Source organism: Chitinophaga ginsengisoli, assembly GCF_003014595.1.
Lineage (GTDB): Bacteria > Bacteroidota > Bacteroidia > Chitinophagales > Chitinophagaceae > Chitinophaga > Chitinophaga ginsengisoli.
Genome location: NZ_PYGK01000002.1, coordinates 303,762 through 324,916 on the forward strand (window position 1 = coordinate 303,762; position 21,155 = coordinate 324,916).

The following is a 21,155-nucleotide window of genomic DNA, read 5'->3' on the forward strand; positions in this document are numbered from 1 at the left end:
GCTTTTACTGGTGAGCAATAAACAACGGCCATTTTATCTCCCGCATCAGTACATCTGCCATACTGTTCCTGAAGAATCTTGACACAACACCTCTCCTGTACGCACCCACCACTATAATGGATTTGCCATCTTCGCTCCTCAGACGTGAGAGGATTTCCTCTTCAGGATCACCTTTCAGAACGGTATAAACAGCATTAGGCTGGTGCCGCTTCATAAACTCTTTCATTAACCTGTTATCAGGCAGATGAAGATCGTCATCACTCTCCTTCACAGTGATCACCTCGGCAGACAATGCATTCAATACCGGTAGCAGGTAACTGAACATCTTGATAGCATAAACCGATGATGGCTGTCCATCATACAACAGGATGGATTTCCTGATGGGCACGTAAAACTTTGGCGCAAGCAATACAGGACATTGAACCTCGGCGAGAAAGTCCCTGATGAACCGGGTGGGCAGATCTTCCGTATACCGGTTAAACGTTTCGCTTGCATCAATAATCACCAGATCAGCATAGGTACTTTCATGCAACAATTCCAGCAGCGCTGTGTCCTTATTTTTATGTACACTATAATTCAGGCCGGCCTCGCTACAGGCAGCGCTGAACCTCTCCACTGCCTTGGCCCGCGTTGCAGCATCTTCCTCTTGCAACTCCTCAAGTGTAATAGCATTGTTGTCTGCCTCCGCTAATATCCTGTACGGATTACGGCTGTAATAGGCTATATTATTCAGGAAAACACCCACGATATGGGACTTGCTCTGTTCTCCAAGTGTAATCGTATAGGATAAAGTGCTTTCAGAAAACTTAAGTCCGTCAAATACGGCAATGATCTTCTTCATATAAATAATGTTAAGGTTAGTGATGAGCGATGAACACCGGTTGAGCTACCAACTTTAATATCGGGGCAGCATGACTGGGCGTAAACAGCGTGGAAAAAGCATTCCTCCCATAGGCACCCATAACAATAAAGTCTCTGTTGCGCAACAGCAGGCTGTCCAGCAAACCTGTTTTCACACTCCCATCTATGATAATAAAATCCACGTCACTATAGTGATCATGCAACCACTCTTTCAGCTTGTATCTCTCTTCCGGAGAAGGTCTATCTCTATCCTCCATAACGGTGATCACTACTACCGCGTGCTCCTTTAATTCAGGAAACAGGTAGGTGAACTGTTTAATGGCAAATACAGACGACGCACGCCCATCATAGGTAAAAACGATCTTGTTCAACCCTTCAAAACTTTCCGGCAGGATAACTACAGGACATTCCGCGTCGGCCAGCACATCTGTCACAAAGCGTGTCGGCACGTCTTCCTTTGCTGCAGAGAATGAGGTCGAAGCATCTATCAGTAGAAGATCGGCATACCTGCTTTCAATAACGACATCATCCAGCGGTACTCCTCTATCACGGTGAACGATGCCTGTTACTCCTCTTCTTTCACAGCTGTCTTTGAACAGTTGAATATTGTCTGCAAGACATTGTTCCTTTAACTCTTCAACATTCTCTGTCTGCACATTAATACCGCCTTCTATTGCAGTCTCCTTTAACATCTTTGCCGGCCTGGCTTCTCTAACCAGGTTCTCCAGGAAAATACATGTCAGTTTTGAATGAGAGAGTTCACACAGGTAACAGGCAAAATCAAGCGATGATAAGTCAAGCTTTACCACATCTGTTACATACAGTATCTTTTTCATGGAAATTTCAGTTTATAGTAATGAGTAATAATCAGATATATTTAATACAGCCTTTACACAGGACTAGTGATAGCCATAAAAGCTAATTTTCAGATGATCTAATATGCAGGATGGTCAATGGCCAGGGCGCAATCTTTTTTTCTCTCAGGAGGAGCAGACATGCGATAGCTAGTATCAAAGAACAGGGAAAAGAAGAGCCTGCGCCGAGAGGCGCTATTGCCACCAGGAAAATAATTGCACAAGTCAGGGCGATTTTTTCTACCGGACCTTTCCATAGCAACGCCAGTCCAATGCCGAACTGCCCGACGGCAATGAAAAGCACTAAACTGGTAACGTGCCGGCCAAAGAACCCGTTAATGAATTGTTCATAGGCAGGTAAAGCAGCAAGACTGGCATACGTTCTGTAAATCTCGGGGTGGGAAATAGATATAACACTATTTACTACAGCAGCAGCAATGAATAGCAAAGACATGCACATCCTGCCGAAAACAGGCTTTATAAAACTAATATACACGATGAGCACTGCAACAAGATTTGATAGCAAGTAAGCCTGGGAAAAAATATTGCCTCTCATAACCGGATGTTTTTAAAGTGGGGAATGTCAGATAATCCGTTTCAAAACTATCCCTAATACCTGGCCTGTTCAATAACGCCCATTACCGCATGAACATATTATAATCACCTGTTGCCATGATGCAAATCACCGTTCTCCGATCCTTTACGACTTAATTTTGGATCAGCAACCCTATTATCATATAAAACCACAATTACTATGAGAAAAATATTATTATCATTTGACGGTGATCATTATTCGAAAGGCGCATTCGACTTTGCCCGGAGAATGAACGAAGACGAGCCTATCCTGCTCACGGGTGTTTTCCTGCCCCAGGCAGACTTCGCCACTACCTGGGTTTATGCAGAGGCTGGCGGTACAGTGTACACACCACTTGTTGAAAGCTATGATGCAGATATCGTTGCTGCTAATATTGCAAAGTTTAAGGAAGATTGTGTCGGGCATCAGATTGAGTACCGCGTACATACAGATTTCGGATCCTTCGCTTTGCCTGAACTGCAAAAGGAAAGCCGCTATGCGGACCTTATGATACTGGGCAGCCAACAGTTCTATGAAAACCTGGGCACGGAAAGTCCTAATGAATATCTGCGGGACACATTACATGACGCAGAATGTCCGGTGCTCATAACACCTGAAGAATTCAACTACCCTGAAAGCGTCGTACTCGCCTATGACGGTAGTAGTTCATCAGTCTACGCCATCAGGCAGTTTGCCTACCTTTTCCCTGAACTATGCAAAGCCAGTACCACACTGGTATATGCGGCCAAAAGGGAAGGAAGGGGCATCCCTGACGAAGATTATATCAGGGAACTGGTAGCCCGGCATTTCAGCGATCTGACCTTTTTTGAGCTGGAAGCCAATCCACGCGAATACATCGGTACCTGGATGGCGGATCTGGACAACCCGATACTTGTAACTGGCGCGTTCGGCCGCTCTGGCTTCTCACAGATATTCAAACGCAGTTTCGCTTCCGATGTGATAGCAGAAAAACAGTTACCAGTTTTTATTGCTCATAGGTAACAGTAAATACATAGTCGCTAACACCCAAATGGCCAGGATGGTCTGTTGAAATGCAGACCATCCTGGCCATTTGGGTGTTAACGACAGCGCATCGGATCAAGTTCAACAAGTAGATAATTCTTAATTATGGAAGGCAACTAACCTGCAGAAGTTTCTCGTCAACTCGCCAAACCCTTCCTGTAGGCTGATGGAGATAGAGAGGTCTTAGTCTTGAAAAATTTGTTAAAAGATTGCGGATGTTCGAAACCCAGGCAATACGCTATTTCTGATATTGTCAGCTCATTTTTTGCCAGATGATCTTTTGCCTTTTGAATGACTTTTTCATGAATGAATTGTTGCGTATTCAAACCGATCAGATTTCTCAATAAATCGCTCAGGTACCGCGGCGTCACGTTCAGATTCTCCGCTAAAGAATTAACGGAGGGTAGTCCTTTCATTAACGACTTATCATTAAGATATCCATCCAGTATTCTTTCCAACTGACTAAGCAAGTCATTGTTTACGTCTTTGCGGGTGATAAATTGCCTGTTATAAAATCGGTTCGCATAGTTCAGCAGCAATTCGATCTGCGAGATCATCACATCCTGGCTGAATTTGTCAATTCGTTCGTTGAGCTCATCCTGAATAAATTCATAAATACTCAGAATCGTCGCCTTTTCCTTGTCGGATAGATAAAGAGCCTCTGCAGCTGAGTAGCTGAAAAAACCGTATTGTCTGATCTTCGAATCTAACAAATAAGGACGCAGGAAATCCGGATGAATATGCAGAGACATTCCTGTATAGTTGGCTTCTTCGTCCTGCATTCGTAATAACTGGCCCGGCGCTATAAAAGACATTCCCGCTTCTTCAAAATCATAATATCCCTGTCCATATCTCAACTGACCTGAGAAATGGGTTTTAAACGAGATTTTGTAAAAATCCAATATAATTCCCTGCTCAAAATCGATGGGATCAAACGTAGCCTTACCATAATCCAGGATACTGAGCAATGGGTGGTTTGGCGCCGGTTGCCCCATTGCTCTGTGCAGCTCGGACAGTGAATGGAAAACGACAGGTCTCTTCTTCATCTCTTGCAAAGATAATCATTCTGAAAAAAAGGCGCCTACTGGCAAACCAGAAAGAGCCAGTATCTTCTTTCCTTTAAAAAAGGAAGTCCAAACGCATTTCCTGAAACTGTTCCTCAGGGGTCCGCTCTAAACGATTATTATACAGTGCAATTGCATCCTGTCCGGCAATGTATCTCAGTCGTTCTTTACCATCGGTTGCTGCTTCATAGATAATCCCAGCAATGTCTTCAGCCTTGGTATAATTGGCGATCTTCTCTTCGCTATATCCCTCGCTTACTTTAGCCACTAATTGCTGATAGGCATCATGCACACCGACCTGGAGGGATCGTCCGGCAAAATCAGTCTGTATACCACCCGGAGCTACAATTTTTACGTTGACGCCAAATTGTGCCAGTTCAAGGGCCAGGCCCTCCGAAAACCCATCAACGGCAAACTTACTTGCATTGTAAATTGAGCAGGTAGGATATCCTGACAGACCAAATATAGATGTGATGTTGATGAATGTTCCGGATCTTCTTTCCCGAAAGTATGGCAGGAAAGCTCTTGTGACATTTATGACACCAAACAGATTAGTTTGCATCTGCAGGTTAATCTGTTCTTCACTGAACGCTTCCAAAGGGCCTATCAGCCCATAACCCGCATTATTCAACACTACATCAACAGTGTGAGTAGATAAAACACTTTTAACTACTTCTTCAATTTGTTTTGATTCCGATACATCAAGCGCCCTCACAGTTACATTTCGCAGTTTAGTAAGCTCCGTTTCTTTGTCTGTATTGCGCATGGTGGCAATTACATTCCAGCCATGTGCGTGAAATAATTTTGCTGCTGCTTTACCTAATCCGGACGAAGCTCCGGTTATAAAAATTGTCCTTTGCATAAACTTGCTTTGATTGTGTTATGCAAAATTGACTGAGATACAGCAGTGAGACGTAGCCAAAATGGTAGAATAATTAGTCGAATTGGAATAATTGTAGCTTTACTCAGGCATTGACCGCGGCCGACTGTTTGAAATACTCCACTCCATCCCAGTGCTGGGTATTCAACACGTGCTCCCGGCTGCACCAACCACGGCGGGCCATGATGATGCCCATCTGCATGTAGTCATAGTGGCTGCATAACTGGGCACTACTGTTGATGACAATCTTTACCCCTTTTTCCGCTGCCCCCTTAAGAAGATGATCCGTTAGATCCAGGTGCTGGGGCTGTGCATTCATCTCGAGTGCTGTACCTGTCTGGGAGGCTTTCTTAAAAATCTGTGACCAGTCCAGGGTATCTGGTTCCGGCTGACCAATGATCCTCCCTGTTGGATTCGCAATGCAGTTGATATATGGATGTTCACAGGCCTGTATGAGTTTGTTCCTGTAATGCGCTGCATCTGTTCCTGTAATAACCGCCGTTACCCAGTCGGCCTGTTGCAGCAGATGATCAGGAATAGCAGTACTGCCGTCTTCCTCAATGTCAACAACAATTCCTTTCTTCAGGAAGGAGAACCCAATCATCCTGTTCACACGGTCTATTTCCGCAAACTGTTCGGCGTACTTTTCAGCAGATAGCTGATCGGATATAACGATATATTCATAGTGAGGGAATGCGTTCAGCGCATAATGGGCAATACAGGGGATATCATCTTCCCCTTTCCCATAGGCAGTCTGCACCCTCATATCGCCCTTGATCTGATTGGTATTGATGAGGTCTGGCAACAAATTACGCGCAGCTCTGAATATCTCCCGTCCGCCTTCCCGCAGTTCCGGAGGAATATAAGAAAGCCCCAGCCGGCTGTATATTTCGCCTTCTGTCTTAGTCACTATCCTGGTACCGGTTGCTGCATCAAAAAGTCCTTCCGCTGTCAGTTCATACCCTTTCTTTTGTGCCCGTTCGGCAAGAAGGCTCACATGTTCCAAAGCGCCTGTATAAAACAAAAGCGTAGCCGCATAAGAGCTATCATCTGCAAATCTGATATCCAGCTGTGCCTCATTGTACAATACGGCGGAAACCCTTTTCCTGCCGGCAGCTGCCAGGCCCTGCACCTGTGGTATCTGCATAAAGTGCTCTAAAAAGCGTTCCCTGTTCTCTTCAGCTACATTCACCACCATATCTATATCTCCCACCGTTTCACCACCTCTTCGCAGGCTACCTGAAAGAGATGCTTCTTCCACTTCGGGGATCAGTCGTACCACACGGAGTATTTCATTTCCCTGCAGGATAGCGTCCCATAGCAATAAGCGGGAACCTTTAGACTTATAGAGCTTCAGGCTGCGTTTCAGATGATCTATCTTTGCATTACTAATGCCACGTACCCTTTTTAGATTGCCAGATAAAATGAGAGATTTCAGCTGTTCAATAGTATTGATGCCCAACTCGTCATGAAGCTTTCTAACCAGGGCAGATCCGAACCCGCTTACATCCAGCACTTCCAGTAATGCAAGGGGGACCTTCTGAATCAGGCGCATGTATTTTCTCAACGTGCCGGTAGCCGCTAATTCAGCCAGATCTTTCTTTATATCCGCCGGCAAATGAAGCAGGTTTTCGCTTTCGCGGGCTAAATAACGGCTGATATCATCTCTCAGCATACTCACTTCAATGGCCATTTTTTCATACACCCGGGAAATAGTTGTACGGCCCTGATACTTGTAACAGGCAGCCATATGATGATAGATCTCAGATAAATCTAATTTAGAGCGTGATGATATTGCTGGATTAATGGTTGTCATGCGCTATTAATTTTTCAGATGATTTAATGTTTGACAGCATATAAGCTTCGGAGAAAATATTGCCTCTCATAACCGGGTGTTTTTATAATGGGGGATGTCAGATAATCTTTTCAAAGCTATCCCTAATAACCTGCCTTTTCAATAACGCGCATTACCGCATTCGCATATTATAATCACCCTTTGTGATGATGGAGGTCACCGTTCCCAAACCTCCTGCGACTTAACTTTGGTTCAACACTTAAACTTTATGTTATGAAAAAGAATATGGGTCAGTTTGACCGGGTAGTCAGGGTCATACTTGCATTAACGGCCATCTTCCTCTTTTATAATAAAATAATAACCGGTACTGCCGCTATTGTTTTGATGATCGTTGCCGCTGTATTCATATTGACAAGCCTTGTGGCAGTCTGCCCCTTATACACACTTCTTGGCATCAGAACATGTCAGGCAAAACACGCATGATCCCCTTTTTCATACATCCCTGTAATCATCTAAAACCACAATTACTATGAGAAAAATAGTATTATCATTTGACGGCAACTCATTATTCAAAGGGCGCTTTCGACTTTGTCCGGAGATCTGGACAGCCCGATACTTGTAAGCGGCGCATTCGGCCGCTCAGGCTTCTCACAGATATTCAAACGTAGTTTCGCTTCCGATGTGATAGCTGAGAATCAATTTCCAGTCTTCATCGCTCATAGATAACAGTAATAACATGTAGTCGTTAACACCAAAAAGACAAGGTCTGCTCTTCAGCAGACCTTATTCATTAACACACATAAAACATAGAAAAAACACTATATGGATTCAAACCGTCCGCTTAAACTGCCTAATCTTATCCGGTATACTATTGGACGTATTTCCGCAGGAACATCTTCCGCTACGTCCCCTTCAAGGGCCATATGAGGCAGCTTCGCTGTCTCACTTATCTTCAGATGCTTCAAACGGCTTACCAGGAATTTCATCGCATAATATCGCTCTCTTTCATCTGTGATCTCTTCATAAGTACCCTGTGCAATCACACACTTCCAGTTACTGAGATCATGTATCTCGTCCACTTCAAAACACACCTGGGGATTCTTCCGCATCATCTCTGTTTTCAACCCTTCCCGGGAATGGGCAATAATGTATTTCTCATTATATGCATAACTCACCGGAACAACATAGATACGATCTCCGTCATGGCAACCGATCCTGCCTGTCACATTCCTGGTCAGTAGTTCATCTATCTGTTGTTGTGAAAGCGTACCCAACATATATATGTGGTTTAGAGGTGAGCAATTAATAAACAATACAAAGAGACGATTTTTAGACAGACAGGACAATGATGACAATCATTACTTACATTATCTTCCGTCATTCTCCCCCCGGATCTTCTTCACTAACTTGGCTAAAAAAAAAGCTATGAAAGCACTCGTATATCACGGCCCTGGCCAGAAAGCATTTGAAGAAAAACCCAAGCCAGTAATCACAGCGCCTACTGATGCCATTGTAAGGATACTCAAAACGACCATCTGCGGCACAGATCTTCACATCCTGAAAGGCGATGTACCTGAAGTTACTGACGGCCGCATACTGGGTCACGAAGGCGTAGGTGTAATAGAAGAAACAGGCAGCAACGTCACCAACTTCAAAAAGGGCGATCATGTATTGATCTCCTGTATCACCTCCTGTGGTAAATGCGACTATTGCCGGAAAGGCATGTATTCTCATTGCGAGAACGGCGGATGGGTATTAGGCCACCTGATAGACGGTACGCAGGCGGAATATGTCAGAATCCCCTACGCAGATACAAGTCTTTATCATATACCGGCAGGTGCCAACGAGGAAGCGCTGGTGATGCTTAGTGATATACTGCCCACTGGTTACGAGTGTGGAGTACTGAACGGCCGGGTACAGCCCGGTAGTACGGTGGCAATAGTAGGTTCCGGCCCTATCGGACTGGCATCTTTATTGACGGCACAGTTTTATTCACCTGCGGCTATTATCATGATAGACCTCGATGACAACCGGCTGGAAGTATCAAAGCAATTTGGCGCTACCCATACTATTAACAGCTCAAAGGAAAATACCGTAGAAAGGATCATGGCCATTACAGGCAACCGTGGCGTAGATACGGCTATTGAAGCAGTAGGTATACCTGCTACTTTCGAGCTCTGCACCACTATTATCGGTCCCGGCGGCTGTGTAGCCAATGTAGGCGTGCATGGAAAACCGGCCACCTTACACCTGGAAAGCCTCTGGGCAAAGAATATCACGATTACCACAAGACTGGTAGATACGGTTACAACACCTTTATTGCTGAAGACAGTGGTGTCTGAGAAACTGGATCCCTTAAAGCTAATTACACACCGGTTCCGGCTGACAGATATCCTGCAGGCATATGAAACGTTCGGACAGGCTGAAAAGGAGAAATCACTTAAAGTAATATTGTCCAATGACTAACGGATTACCCGGTACCATGCAGGCCATGGTACTGGAAACACCCCGTTCACCGTTGCAATTGCGGCAACTACCTTTACCGATCCCCTCGCGCGGCGAGGTATTGATCAGGGTAATAGCATGTGGTGTATGCAGAACGGACCTGCACATCGTGGACGGGGAATTATCTTTCCCTAAACTGCCATTAATTCCTGGGCATGAGATAGTGGGCATGGTAGTACAAAACGGTGCTCATACAGAACAGTTCAGGCCGGGAGATATTGTTGGTGTTCCCTGGCTCGGATATACCTGTGGTGGCTGCAAATACTGCCAGCATGATCAGGAAAATCTTTGCGAGCAGGCCCTTTTTACCGGGTATACCATCAATGGAGGATATGCTGAATATACAACAGCCTGTGCACGGTACTGTTTCCATCTTCCACCTGCTTATGCTTCGGCGGCCGGAGCGCCTTTATTATGTGCAGGACTGATAGGATACCGCTCCTGGCAGATGATCAGCCAGCATGCACAACACATCGGCATATATGGTTTTGGCGCAGCCGCACACATCCTGACACAGATCGCAAAATATAAACATAAATCCATCTACGCCTTTACACGAAAAGAGGATACGCTCGCACAAATGTTCGCTATCGAACTGGGCGCCGTCTGGACCGGCAGCTCCGACGAGGCACCTCCCGTAAAGCTGGATGCAGCACTCATTTTTGCGCCTGTCGGTTCACTGATTCCCACAGCCTTGTCTCATCTCGATAAAGGAGGCCAGATCATTTGCGGAGGCATCCACATGAGCGATATCCCTTCTTTTCCTTACCATCTTCTCTGGGAAGAACGCTCTATAAAATCTGTTGCAAACCTCACAAGGGAAGACGGCGATCTCTTATTAAAAGTCGCTGCAGATGCGAAGGTGAAAACAAGCATACAACAATACAAGCTTTCAGAAGCGAATGATGCACTGGAAGACCTGCGTAAAGGACTGATAAAGGGAGCAGCAGTGCTTATACCTGATCACCTCTAAAAAATTATCGCCATGTTATCAGGATGGATATGGCTTTCTGTAGCCATTATTATTGCTTTCATTTTTCGTTACAGGCACGCATGTTTCTATGGCAGGCTGGAAACAGACTATGAGAAATTATTTACGCAATGTAACTCCCGACGTCCCGATATACTAATTACGGACGATATACGGCACCTCCCTCCTGTCGTGGTGTTATGGCTGACACGCAGCGGCGTGTTGAACAAGGCTTTCAATGGAGCCGTACATCTCTACCAGCAAGGAGCAATGAGAACTGGCGATAACAGCAAATGGATGCCTGTAAAAGCAGAGCAATGGTTCAGCTCCGCCGTTCCCGGTTTCCTCTGGACCGCAGATGTAAAAATGTTTCCCGCACTGCACCTGGCAGGTAAAGACAGCTATATTAACGGTAAAGGGCATATGCTCATCTCCCTTCTTTCAGTGCTGCCCATTGTAAATGCTACAGGGCCTGAAATTGACCAGGGAAGTATGATAAGATACCTCGCAGAAATAGTATGGTTTCCTTATGCAGCCGTAAGCCATTATATCAAATGGGAGGAAGTTGATGATTTAACAGCCAGGGCGACTATCACCTATGGAGGCAATTCGGCATCAGCCCTCTTCCACTTCAATGAGGAAGGAGATTTTGTCAGCCTTAAAGCCAAAAGGTATTATTCGGCAAAAGGCAAAACAACACTGGAAGACTGGTTGGTGGAAACAGAGCCAGGCGCATATCAGACATTTGAGGGGACACGCATACCGAATCGCCTCCAGGTAACCTGGTTGCTCAAAAGTGGCAGGTTTACGTGGTTCCGGCTGAAAGTAACAGACATAAAATATCACGAAAACAGGAAATATCAACTTACTCAACATACACGGCATGAATATCTCTCAAATAAATAAACCTCAACAGAAAAATGGTACCGTGCCCCGATCCGGCTTTCCGGCCAACGAAGAAAAATACTTTCTTGAAGGGCCAAGGTCGAGATTACGTGAATCGGGGTTCCTATTGAAAATAATCATTGAATTTATCCGGGGTTTCAGGATGCTTCACTTCGTAGGCCCCTGTGTGAGTGTATTTGGTTCAGCCAGAACAAAACCGGGTACTCCCTATTACGACGCCGCCTACAAAATGGGTGCGGGAATTACCAGCCTTGGTTTTACAGTGATGACAGGTGGAGGCCCTGGTATTATGGAAGCGGCCAATAAAGGTGCTTATGAAGCCAACGGATATTCCGTAGGCTGCAATATCCTCCTGCCAAAGGAACAAAAGCCTAATCCCTACATGCAGAAGTATTTCAGCTGCCAGTACTTCTTTGTACGGAAAGTGCTGATGTTTAAATACTCCTATGCGTTCGTTATCATGCCCGGTGGCATTGGCACCATGGACGAGTTTTTTGAAGCGCTTACCCTGATACAGACAAGGAAGATCCTTGACTTCCCCGTTATACTGATGGGTAAAAGCTATTGGGAACCACTAATGCCGCTTTTCCATAAAATGCTGGAAGAACGAATGATCGAAAGCCAGGATCTGAAATACATGCTATTTACAGATTCCGAAGAAGAAGCACTGGAACATATAGCGAAGTACGCAGTTGAAAAATATCGTTCCAAACGGAATATACTGTTTAAGAAATTCTTATTATTAGGTGAATGACCTCGTATTCCAATGAATGAACACATCTCTGATACTATTGTAACCAATGGGCTCCGTACCTCGGATATTAACGCCCTGCAGCAACGCTTTGGAAAAAACATCTTCACGCAGCTGCCCGGGAGACGCTTGCCCGTAATACTGAAGAATGTTGTAACAGAGCCGATGTTCTTACTATTGGTATTTGCCGCAGGATTATACTTCCTGTTAAACAGTATAACAGAAGGCATGATGATGCTGACAGCGATTCTGCTGGTCTCTGCTATTTCCGTTTACGAAGAGATGAAAAGTGAGCATGCCCTGGAAGCGCTGAAACAATACACAGCCCCTTTAGCCACTGTTATAAGAGATGGAAAGGAAACTACTATTGCAACAACAGAACTTGTACCAGGCGATATTCTGTTGCTGCATGAAGGAGATATGATTCCCGCAGATGCCATCATCCTCAGCGCCAATGATCTTACCGTCAATGAATCTGTGATCACCGGAGAATCTTTTCCCGTTGAAAAACAGGCAGGCGACAAAACACCGCTTTATCAGGGTAGCACCATCAATTCCGGCGCATGTACAGCAGTTGTAACCCATACAGGCAATAATACTACCCTGGGAAAACTCGGCAAAGCCATTGCCTCCACACCAGATGAGAAGACCGCCCTCCAGCGACAAACGCAGACCTTTGTAAAACAGCTCGCATTTTTCGGCGTCGCTGGCTTTGCGGTGGTATTCACCGTCAACTTTATCCGCAGCGGCGACTGGACAGCCAGCCTGCTGATGGGACTTACGTTGGCGATGGCCGCCATCCCGGAAGAGATACCCGTGTCGTTCTCCTCTTTTATGGCGCTGGGTGCCTATTATATGAGCCGCATGGGCATTATACCCAGGCAGGCACAGATCGTGGAAAACCTGGGCGCGGCAAATGTCTTATGCCTCGATAAAACAGGCACGCTCACCGAGAACAGGATGAAGGTAGTGATGCTATACGACCATATAAACGACCAATTGCATCACCTGGAAGAAAAAGACACTCCTGGCAACAGTCACCTGCTTTATATTGCTGCACTGGCCAGCGAACGGCATCCTTTCGATAATATGGAATGTGCAATCATGGAATCATTTCTGGCGGATAACAAACAGCAGATCATCCTTCCCGATATGATACATGAATATCCGCTGGAGGGCAGACCTCCTATGATGACACATGTATATCCCCAGGGAGAAACAATGCTGGCTGCATCAAAAGGAGCCGTTGAACGCATCCTGCAGGTATGCCATGCAGACCAGCCTACCAGGGAGAAGATCACGGCCTATATCAATGATATGGGTAAAAAAGGCTACCGCGTACTTGGCGTGGCCAGCGCTGTTATAAAAGATGGTATTTTACCCGCAGTGCAGGACGACGCAGACTGGCACCTGGAAGGCCTGCTCGCATTATATGATCCGCCAAGGGCCTCCGCTGCAGATGTGATTTCGCGGCTGTACAAGGCGGGCATCAGGGTGATGCTGCTGACAGGCGATCATCTTAGCACCGCTGCATACGTTGCGTCCAGAGTTGGTATTACTGGCTATCACCAGGGCCTTACAGGAGATGAGATCATGCAGATGGACGGCGAGACACTCCAACGCACAGTAAAAGAGGAATCACTGTATATACGGATGTATCCTGAAGCAAAACGGAAAGTAATAGAAGCATTGAAGGCAAACAATTGTATCGTTGCCATGACAGGCGATGGCGTGAATGATGGTCCGGCGATAAAGGCGGCGCATATCGGCATTGCTATGGGTAAAAAAGGAACTGAAATAGCCAGACAGGCGGCGGATCTTGTCATTACAGACGATAATCTGGCATTGATTCCCGTTGCTATCGAACAGGGACGCAGGATCTACAGCAACCTGAAGAAAGCCATACGCTATATTATTTCCATCCACATCCCCATTATACTTGTTGCTACTATCCCCCTGTTATTGGGCTGGCAGTATCCAAATATCTTTACGCCTATACATGTCATCTTCCTTGAACTCATCATGGGCCCTACCTGTTCTTTATTTTATGAAAAAGAACCCGTGGAAGATAATATCATGCAAATGCCACCGAGGCAAACGACCAGTAGCCTTTTTAGCAAAAAAGAGCTTTTTATCAGTATCATACAGGGCATGATCATCACAACAGGAGTATTGGTATTATATCGTATCTACATGCAGGAGCATAGCCTGGAGAAAACCCGCACAATGGTTTTTATGACACTGATCATCAGCAACATTTTCCTGACATTCGCCAACCGCTCCTTTACCGAAACCTTCGTTAAAACAATCCGTTACCATAATCCGCTGACACCGCTCATTATAGGATTGTCGGTACTATTCCTTGTCGTAATACAGCTGGCACCTGGTATCAGGCAGGCGTTCGGACTCGTCCCATTAAATATCCCGGAATATAGTATCTGCCTGATCACCGGCTTTATCAGTGTTGCCTGGTTCGAAATATATAAATGGTGTCTGCCAGCCTATCGCTGATATTACTCCATTTGCCGGCGGTGCTTCAGCAACCAGCTAATACTCTGATAATAGGCAATCGCTTCATTTGCCAGATCACCCTCCACCTGCACGGTGGTCTCATTACCATTCTTAAAATCAGGCAGGTATTCCTGTATATTCTTCACGGGCGACTGTACCAACAGCTTACCATTCCGCAGATATCCCAGCCCCTGGTAAGTACTGATGAAAGCACGTTCCTTCTCAGCCGGCATATGCAGCACATCCTGTCCGAAGAACTTGGAACGGTAATGCAGGTTCATCAGTCCGAGAATGGTAGGCGCCACATCGATCTGTGCCGTCAGCGTATTTACTTCCCTTGGCTGCAGGATCTTCGGTGCATAGATCAGCATGGGAATATGATATCCCGTGACAGGCAGTTCCACACTACCCGCACTACCAGCACAATGGTCTGCTACAATCACAAAGACAGTACTGTCATACCAGGGCTTATGCTGTGCATCCCGCAGGAATTTATTGATAGCATAGTCAGTATACTTCACCGCTCCTTCCCTCACCTGCCGGGCAGCAGGAATATCGATCCTGCCATCAGGATAGGTAAATGGCCGGTGGTTACTCACTGTCATGATATGCGCGAAAAATGGCTTCCCGGCTTGATTATCCTTGTCAAGTACATGCAGGGACAAATCAAACAGGTCTTCATCTGCCACACCCCAGATATTCTGATAATGCACCTGGTCGGCAGGTATAGCAGATCTGTCGATCACGCTGTAACCATTATGACTGAAGAACTCCTTCATGTTATCAAAATAACTGTAACCGCCGTAAATGTATTGGGTAGTATATCCATGCGAACGCAATACGCTACCTAAAGAGAACAGGTGTCCGTTGTCGGGGCGTTTCACAATGCTCTGCCCCGGTGTAGGCGGTATAGACAGGGAAAGGGCTTCCAGTCCGCGCACTGTTCTGGTGCCTGAGGAATAGAGATTGGTAAACAAGAGGCTATGCTGCGCCAGGGAATCCAGGAAAGGTGTAATATTCTCATTACCGCCAAAGGCATGCATGAAACTGGCACTCAGACTTTCTACACTGATCAGCACGACGTTCAGTTTCCGCTCTGGTCCCGGATAGGCAATCTCCCTTTCAATACTGTAAGGATCATTACTTACAAAATGACTATTCGGTGTTGCCAGTTGTTTTCGCAATAAGCTGAAAGCAGTAGTATCTGGTATCGTCTGATAGAACTTATAGAAGTCGAGTTCATTCTGCGTAAAGGCCACCGCAAATTCATACAGGCCGTTACCCGCCAATGAATTAGCATATTCATTACGGCTGAAATGCCGCCATTTCTCCTGTACGGCATAATATACCAGCAAGGGCATCAGTAAAAGGCTAATTGCTACCGCAGAACGTTTTACAAAAGGGAACGGACTGACAACACTGGCCCTGATCGGCTTACGCAGCAGGAACACAATAACAATAGTCAATACACCTGCAGTACTCAATATCGGCACCAGAGGATATGATTCCGTAATATTCCCCAGTACTTCCGTAGTATATACCAGGTAATCCACCGCAATAAAATTATACCGGGTAGAAAACTCCTGCCAGAAAGCCCATTCCGCTACAGCGTTGAACAACAGCACGAAAACGACCAGGGCCGTACTCACATACAGGACACCTGTACGCCAGCGTATACGGAAGGAATAAGGCATCAGGTATAGAAAGACATAAATAGCAAACCGCGCCGCTATATAGTATATCAGTATATTATACAGATCGGTGTTATAATCCTTCGGTATAATATTGGTGAACAGCAATAAGGCCAGCACACCAGCAAATAAAAGGCATACAAAAGGGAATACACTTCTCCGGTAAATGAAATTATTCTGTAGCCATACATGCAATACGAAAGGTATGATAACAAAAGAAGCTACCGACAGATCATATAATATTCCAATAAAAAGTGAGGCGGAAAATTGTGTTACGGATACACCTGAAGCATGTGTCCCTAGAAGAAGTATAATGCGGGTAAGAGCAGATAGCAATAAAAGTAGCGCTACAATCAATACAATAACCGAGAACTTCCTGTTCTGTTCCTCTTTGGCCATAGGTTGCTGTTTTAATCCACCTGCAAAATTAATAAGCAATTCTGTCGTAAATTAGAAGAAATTCTGAATAGAATCTGAAGAAGGAATACCTCTTCAGATTCTATTCAGAATGCATCAATACTTTCAACGGATGAAAATTTTAATAATAGAGGACGAAACGGCACTGGCCAAAAGCATAGGCACTTACCTCTCAGACGAGAATTATCTCTGCGAATATGCGACTACCTTTGCTCAGGCGCTCGATAAGATCAATATCCATGATTACGACTGCATCTTACTTGACCTGATGTTACCCGGCGGAGACGGATTAAGGGTACTGGAAGAGATCAAAGAACAGAACAAACAGGACGGCGTCATCATTATCTCTGCCAGGAATTCCCTGGAAGATAAAATAAAAGGATTACAGATCGGCGCGGACGATTACCTGACAAAACCTTTCCACCTGCCCGAACTGGCCGCACGCATTTACTCTATTATCCGCCGCAAACAATTTGGCAATGTCAATATCATAGAACAAAATGAACTCAGGATTAACCTGCTTGCCAAAACCGTCACTGTAAATGAGAAGAACGTTACACTGACCCGGAAAGAATTTGACCTGCTGCTTTACTTCATCAGCAATAAAAATAAAGTCATCTCCAAGAGCGCATTGGCGGAACATCTTTCCGGAGATGTAGCAGACATGTTCGACAACTACGATTTCATCTACGTACATATCAAGAACCTGAAAAAGAAACTGACTGAAGCCGGTTGTGATAACTACCTGAAAACATTGTACGGTACCGGTTATAAATGGGAAATATGAGCAAACTGCTGAACCTTTCATTAAAAAGATTCATGATCTACGCCGGACTGGTACTCGTATGCAGTATCCCGGTCTATTATTTCATCCTCAGTAAACTATGGCATCACGAGCTGGATGAACATCATATAGCACTCACACCGGCAGCAGGAAGAGAAGACCGCTACCTGATCATCATGATTGTCACCATGCTCACCATGTTGTTCTTCCTCATGCTGATAATCGGCTTTGTGCTGATCAACAGGCGGATCTCCAAACGCTTATGGCAGCCTTTTTATAACAGCCTGGCAAAGATCAAGAGCTTTAACCTGGATCAACAGCAAACAGTAGTTTTTGAAGATACAGACATCAATGAATTTGCAGAACTGAACCAAAGCCTCAATAAACTGATCGCCGGTAACATCGCTGTGTATAAGCAACAGAAAGAATTTGCCGACAATGCCTCACATGAACTGCAGACGCCATTGGCCATTATACAATCCAAACTGGACCTCTTACTGCAAAGCAAACTGCTGACAGATGATCAGTATGAGCTGATTGAAGACGCTAATAAGGCATTGTCAAGAGTAGCCCGCATTAATAAGAACCTCTTACTGCTGACTAAAATAGAGAACAGCCAGTTCATGGACCGGGAGCTCATCGACCTATCAGGACTACTGGAAAGTACACTGAGCGCCTTCTCTCATTTCTCAGAAAACAAAGACCTGGTACTAAAAAGAGATATTCCACCGGGAATAACAATAGAAGGCAATAAAATTCTTATTGAGATCCTGCTCAATAACCTGATAACAAACGCTATCAGGTACACCGTCAATAAGGGTACTATCGCTATTACACTCTGTGATAAATATTTATCTGTTGCCAATTCAGCCACAGAAGCCTTACAAAACGACCAGTTATTCAAACGTTTTGGTACCACCACTTCTTCGATTACACGTGGTACAGGCCTTGGACTATCGCTGGTGAAGCAGATCAGCAGCAGGTATGGATGGAAGGTGGATTATACTTTTCATGATATGTACCATATCTTCTCCATACAATTCTAACTTTAGATTTCCTTTCGAATCAGGTAGTAACTATGCGGAAATAAACCTACTGCATGAAAGGAAAATTGTTCCTCCATATTCTGTTATTGTTTGTAATCGCTGTAGCAAAAGCACAATCTCCTAAAGTCATCGTCACAGGTGTCGTAAAAGATGCTGCAGGTAAAAACCCGCTATCATTTGTCAGTGTTACACTCAAAACCCGGAATAGCGCCTTTATTGCGGGTACTATTACCGGCGATGATGGCCGCTTCTCTTTGCCGGATATCAACAGTGGTAATTACCTGTTGGTGTTCTCTTATATCGGTTATCAGCCCAGGATTGAACAGTTCAATGTAGGACAACTGAGTAAGTACCAGGATATAGGAAATATTGCACTGACCCAGGATCCAAAATCACTCAATGAAGTGACCGTCACCGGCAGACAGGAAGAGGTCAGAATGGACAAAAAGACCTTCAATGTAGCTGCCAATATCAGTCAGGCGGGAGGCTCTGTACTGGAAGCCATGAAAAACCTTCCGGGTGTTACTACCCAGGATGGACAGGTATTGCTGAGAGGTAGCAATAAAGTGATGATCATGATAGATGGCAGGCAAACCGCACTGACCGGCTTCGGAAGTCAGACAAGCCTGGACAACATCCCTGCTTCTGCCATCGAAAAGATAGAGATCATTAATAATCCATCTTCAAAATATGATGCCAATGGCAATGCCGGTATTATCAATATCATCTACAAGAAAGAAAAGAAAGAGGGATTTAATGGTAAGATCGGTCTTAGCGGCGGCTTAGGTGCCCTATGGGTAAAAAAGGAGAATTACCCGACCATCAGGCCTCAATACGAGCGTACGCCCAAGATCAACCCATCCCTGTCATTGAACTACCGGAAGAACAAAATTAACTGGTTCCTCCTGGCGGATGATCTTTATACCAAAACACTGAATAAAAACGAATTTGTAGACCGGTTCTATAATAATGGTGATACAGTAAAACAACAAACCAAAAGGAACAGGACAACCAACTTTTCTACAGTAAAAACAGGCCTGGACTGGGCTGTCAACAGCGACAATATCATTACTGTATCCGGCCTGTTTGGCACTGAAAAGATCCTTGACAGGGGTGATGAACCTTTCTTCAATGGCAGCCTATCTGAAAGACAACGCCTATGGCAGTTCCTGGAAGATGAGTTGAAAACGACCGCTACTTTCTCCGCCAACTGGCAGCATAGTTTCAAAGAACCCGGCAGAACGCTCAACGTAGGACTGAATGCTACTTTCCACCGGGAAAATGAGAAATACTTCTTTACGAATATAATGCCTGAATATACCGGCCTCGATTCATTCAGAGTCCTGTCTGACGAACATGTCACCGACCTGAATATCGACTATGTACACCCTTTGAAACATGGCCGTTTTGAAGGCGGACTGAAGTTCCGGTACCGGTATATTCCCGTGAATATGGACTTCAAACCAGGCCTCCATTCCGTACTGGACGTGAGTGCCGGCGGCTGGGCGAAGTATAAGGAAACAATTCCCGCGCTGTATGGCAATTACGTATATGAGAGCAACAAGGTCGAGATAGAAGCCGGCCTGCGGATTGAATATGTGGACCTGTCGTACCAGGTCAATCCGACTCATCCTACTTACAAAAGCGATGGATACAATTATACACAGCCATTTCCAAACCTACGACTGGCTTACAAGCTGTCTGGCAATAATAAGTTGTCATTTTTCTACAACCGCAGGGTAGACAGGCCTAACGAAGGTGACATCCGCATTTTCCCGAAGTATGATGATGCGGAGATCATCAAGGTTGGTAATCCTGCCCTGCGTCCTCAATTCACGAATACCTTTGAACTGGGCGATAAGACCAGCTGGAACAACGGCTACCTGTTCTCATCCGTTTATCACAAACGGATGAATGCCACCATCACCAGGATTGCCAGTACCGTTCCAGGCAGCACGCTGATCTATAACATCTTCCAGAATGCCGGCAAGAGCTATAATACCGGTATTGAACTGGTCATCTCCCAGAAGGTATCCAATTGGGCGACGTTCAACCTGAATCTGAACGGCTACAGGAATATCATTGACTCCTTCTCTGTGGTGAATAAATACCCGGTTGAGAATGTGTTCAGTGCTTCCAGGCAGGATCTCTATTCCGGCAACATCAAGCTGAACGGTCAGTTCCATTTCCCCAGACAGGTAGAAGCGCAACTGACAGCTATTTACCAGGCGCCAGATCTCGTGCCACAGGGAAAGACCTTCGCCCGTTTTGGTGTGGACGCCGGTATTAAAAAAGGCATTCAGCAGGGTAAAGGCGAGATCTTCATGAATGCAACAGATATTGCCAATACACTGCGGATAAAAAAGGAGATCAAAGGAACGGATTTCCGGTATACCAGTGTTGACTACAATGAGACACAGGTGATCCGCATAGGATATAGTTATAAGTTCTGATGACCGGACATCGTACCGCTTTGCCATAATGTGTCGCGATTGCCTATTTTTGCAGATAGGTCAGATTACG

General features: G+C 45.3%; 18 protein-coding genes. 10 read left to right on the plus strand and 8 right to left on the minus strand.

The window, feature by feature from the left end; translation table 11 throughout:
• Positions 1–4: 4 nt before the first annotated feature.
• The 3 genes from CLV42_RS05755 to CLV42_RS05765 all read right to left on the minus strand — a co-directional run bounded on the left by CLV42_RS05755 (position 5) and on the right by CLV42_RS05765 (position 2,271).
• Positions 5–841 (minus strand): universal stress protein, encoded by an 837-nt coding sequence (locus CLV42_RS05755; protein ID WP_106600945.1) that lies wholly within the window; start codon positions 839–841, stop codon positions 5–7.
• Between the two features lie 16 nt (positions 842–857).
• Positions 858–1,697: a universal stress protein gene (locus CLV42_RS05760; RefSeq protein ID WP_106600946.1), complete on the minus strand. Its 840-nt coding sequence runs from the start codon at positions 1,695–1,697 to the stop codon at positions 858–860.
• An 82-nt stretch (positions 1,698–1,779) separates the two neighbouring features.
• Positions 1,780–2,271, minus strand: coding sequence for a hypothetical protein (locus tag CLV42_RS05765; protein WP_106600947.1), 492 nt, complete (start codon positions 2,269–2,271; stop codon positions 1,780–1,782).
• Positions 2,272–2,469: 198 nt separating this feature from the next.
• Here CLV42_RS05765 and CLV42_RS05770 point away from each other — a divergent pair, with 198 nt between their 5' ends.
• Complete coding sequence (locus tag CLV42_RS05770; protein WP_106600948.1) at positions 2,470–3,291, plus strand: universal stress protein; 822 nt, start codon at positions 2,470–2,472, stop codon at positions 3,289–3,291.
• 158 nt (positions 3,292–3,449) lie between these two features.
• Here the strand turns inward: CLV42_RS05770 and CLV42_RS05775 are convergent, their stop codons facing one another.
• The 3 genes from CLV42_RS05775 to CLV42_RS05785 all read right to left on the minus strand — a co-directional run bounded on the left by CLV42_RS05775 (position 3,450) and on the right by CLV42_RS05785 (position 7,072).
• Positions 3,450–4,358, minus strand: coding sequence for a helix-turn-helix domain-containing protein (locus tag CLV42_RS05775; protein ID WP_106600949.1), 909 nt, complete (start codon positions 4,356–4,358; stop codon positions 3,450–3,452).
• Between the two features lie 73 nt (positions 4,359–4,431).
• The gene (locus CLV42_RS05780) at positions 4,432–5,238 is read right to left on the minus strand and encodes an SDR family oxidoreductase (protein WP_106600950.1); all 807 of its coding nucleotides are present in this window, start codon (positions 5,236–5,238) and stop codon (positions 4,432–4,434) included.
• Positions 5,239–5,341: 103 nt separating this feature from the next.
• Positions 5,342–7,072 (minus strand): hypothetical protein, encoded by a 1,731-nt coding sequence (locus CLV42_RS05785; protein WP_106600951.1) that lies wholly within the window; start codon positions 7,070–7,072, stop codon positions 5,342–5,344.
• Positions 7,073–7,324: 252 nt separating this feature from the next.
• On the opposite strand from CLV42_RS05785, the gene CLV42_RS05790 reads away from it, so the two are divergent.
• A complete protein-coding gene (locus CLV42_RS05790) occupies positions 7,325–7,534 on the plus strand; it encodes a YgaP family membrane protein (protein ID WP_106600952.1) in 210 nt (69 codons plus the stop codon).
• A 335-nt stretch (positions 7,535–7,869) separates the two neighbouring features.
• On the opposite strand, the gene CLV42_RS05795 is transcribed toward CLV42_RS05790, so the two are convergent.
• On the minus strand, positions 7,870–8,328 hold the full coding sequence (locus tag CLV42_RS05795; protein WP_106600953.1) for a pyridoxamine 5'-phosphate oxidase family protein: 459 nt from the start codon (positions 8,326–8,328) through the stop codon (positions 7,870–7,872).
• Positions 8,329–8,476: 148 nt separating this feature from the next.
• Here CLV42_RS05795 and CLV42_RS05800 point away from each other — a divergent pair, with 148 nt between their 5' ends.
• From CLV42_RS05800 to CLV42_RS05820, 5 genes are all read left to right on the plus strand, one after another.
• Complete coding sequence (locus CLV42_RS05800; protein ID WP_106600954.1) at positions 8,477–9,517, plus strand: zinc-dependent alcohol dehydrogenase family protein; 1,041 nt, start codon at positions 8,477–8,479, stop codon at positions 9,515–9,517.
• Positions 9,510–10,529, plus strand: coding sequence for a zinc-dependent alcohol dehydrogenase family protein (locus CLV42_RS05805; RefSeq protein WP_211303392.1), 1,020 nt, complete (start codon positions 9,510–9,512; stop codon positions 10,527–10,529). Before CLV42_RS05800 ends, CLV42_RS05805 begins: the two co-directional genes overlap by 8 nt.
• A 12-nt stretch (positions 10,530–10,541) precedes the next feature.
• On the plus strand, positions 10,542–11,432 hold the full coding sequence (locus CLV42_RS05810; protein WP_106600955.1) for a DUF6544 family protein: 891 nt from the start codon (positions 10,542–10,544) through the stop codon (positions 11,430–11,432).
• Between the two features lie 142 nt (positions 11,433–11,574).
• Positions 11,575–12,186: an LOG family protein gene (locus CLV42_RS05815; RefSeq protein WP_245901508.1), complete on the plus strand. Its 612-nt coding sequence runs from the start codon at positions 11,575–11,577 to the stop codon at positions 12,184–12,186.
• Positions 12,187–12,198: 12 nt separating this feature from the next.
• Positions 12,199–14,694, plus strand: a complete 2,496-nt coding sequence (locus CLV42_RS05820; RefSeq protein ID WP_106600957.1) for a cation-translocating P-type ATPase — start codon at positions 12,199–12,201, stop codon at positions 14,692–14,694.
• Positions 14,695–14,696: 2 nt separating this feature from the next.
• On the opposite strand, the gene CLV42_RS05825 is transcribed toward CLV42_RS05820, so the two are convergent.
• Positions 14,697–16,784 carry an LTA synthase family protein gene (locus CLV42_RS05825; protein ID WP_106600958.1) on the minus strand — a complete coding sequence of 696 codons (2,088 nt, stop codon included), beginning with the start codon at positions 16,782–16,784 and terminating at the stop codon, positions 14,697–14,699.
• A gap of 130 nt (positions 16,785–16,914) precedes the next feature.
• On the opposite strand from CLV42_RS05825, the gene CLV42_RS05830 reads away from it, so the two are divergent.
• From CLV42_RS05830 to CLV42_RS05840, 3 genes are read left to right on the plus strand one after another with little or no spacing between them, the layout of a single operon-like run.
• Positions 16,915–17,589 (plus strand): response regulator transcription factor, encoded by a 675-nt coding sequence (locus CLV42_RS05830; protein WP_106600959.1) that lies wholly within the window; start codon positions 16,915–16,917, stop codon positions 17,587–17,589.
• A complete protein-coding gene (locus CLV42_RS05835) occupies positions 17,586–18,632 on the plus strand; it encodes a sensor histidine kinase (protein ID WP_106600960.1) in 1,047 nt (348 codons plus the stop codon). Before CLV42_RS05830 ends, CLV42_RS05835 begins: the two co-directional genes overlap by 4 nt.
• Before the next feature lie 53 nt (positions 18,633–18,685).
• Positions 18,686–21,085: an outer membrane beta-barrel protein gene (locus CLV42_RS05840; protein WP_106600961.1), complete on the plus strand. Its 2,400-nt coding sequence runs from the start codon at positions 18,686–18,688 to the stop codon at positions 21,083–21,085.
• Positions 21,086–21,155: the final 70 nt, after the last annotated feature.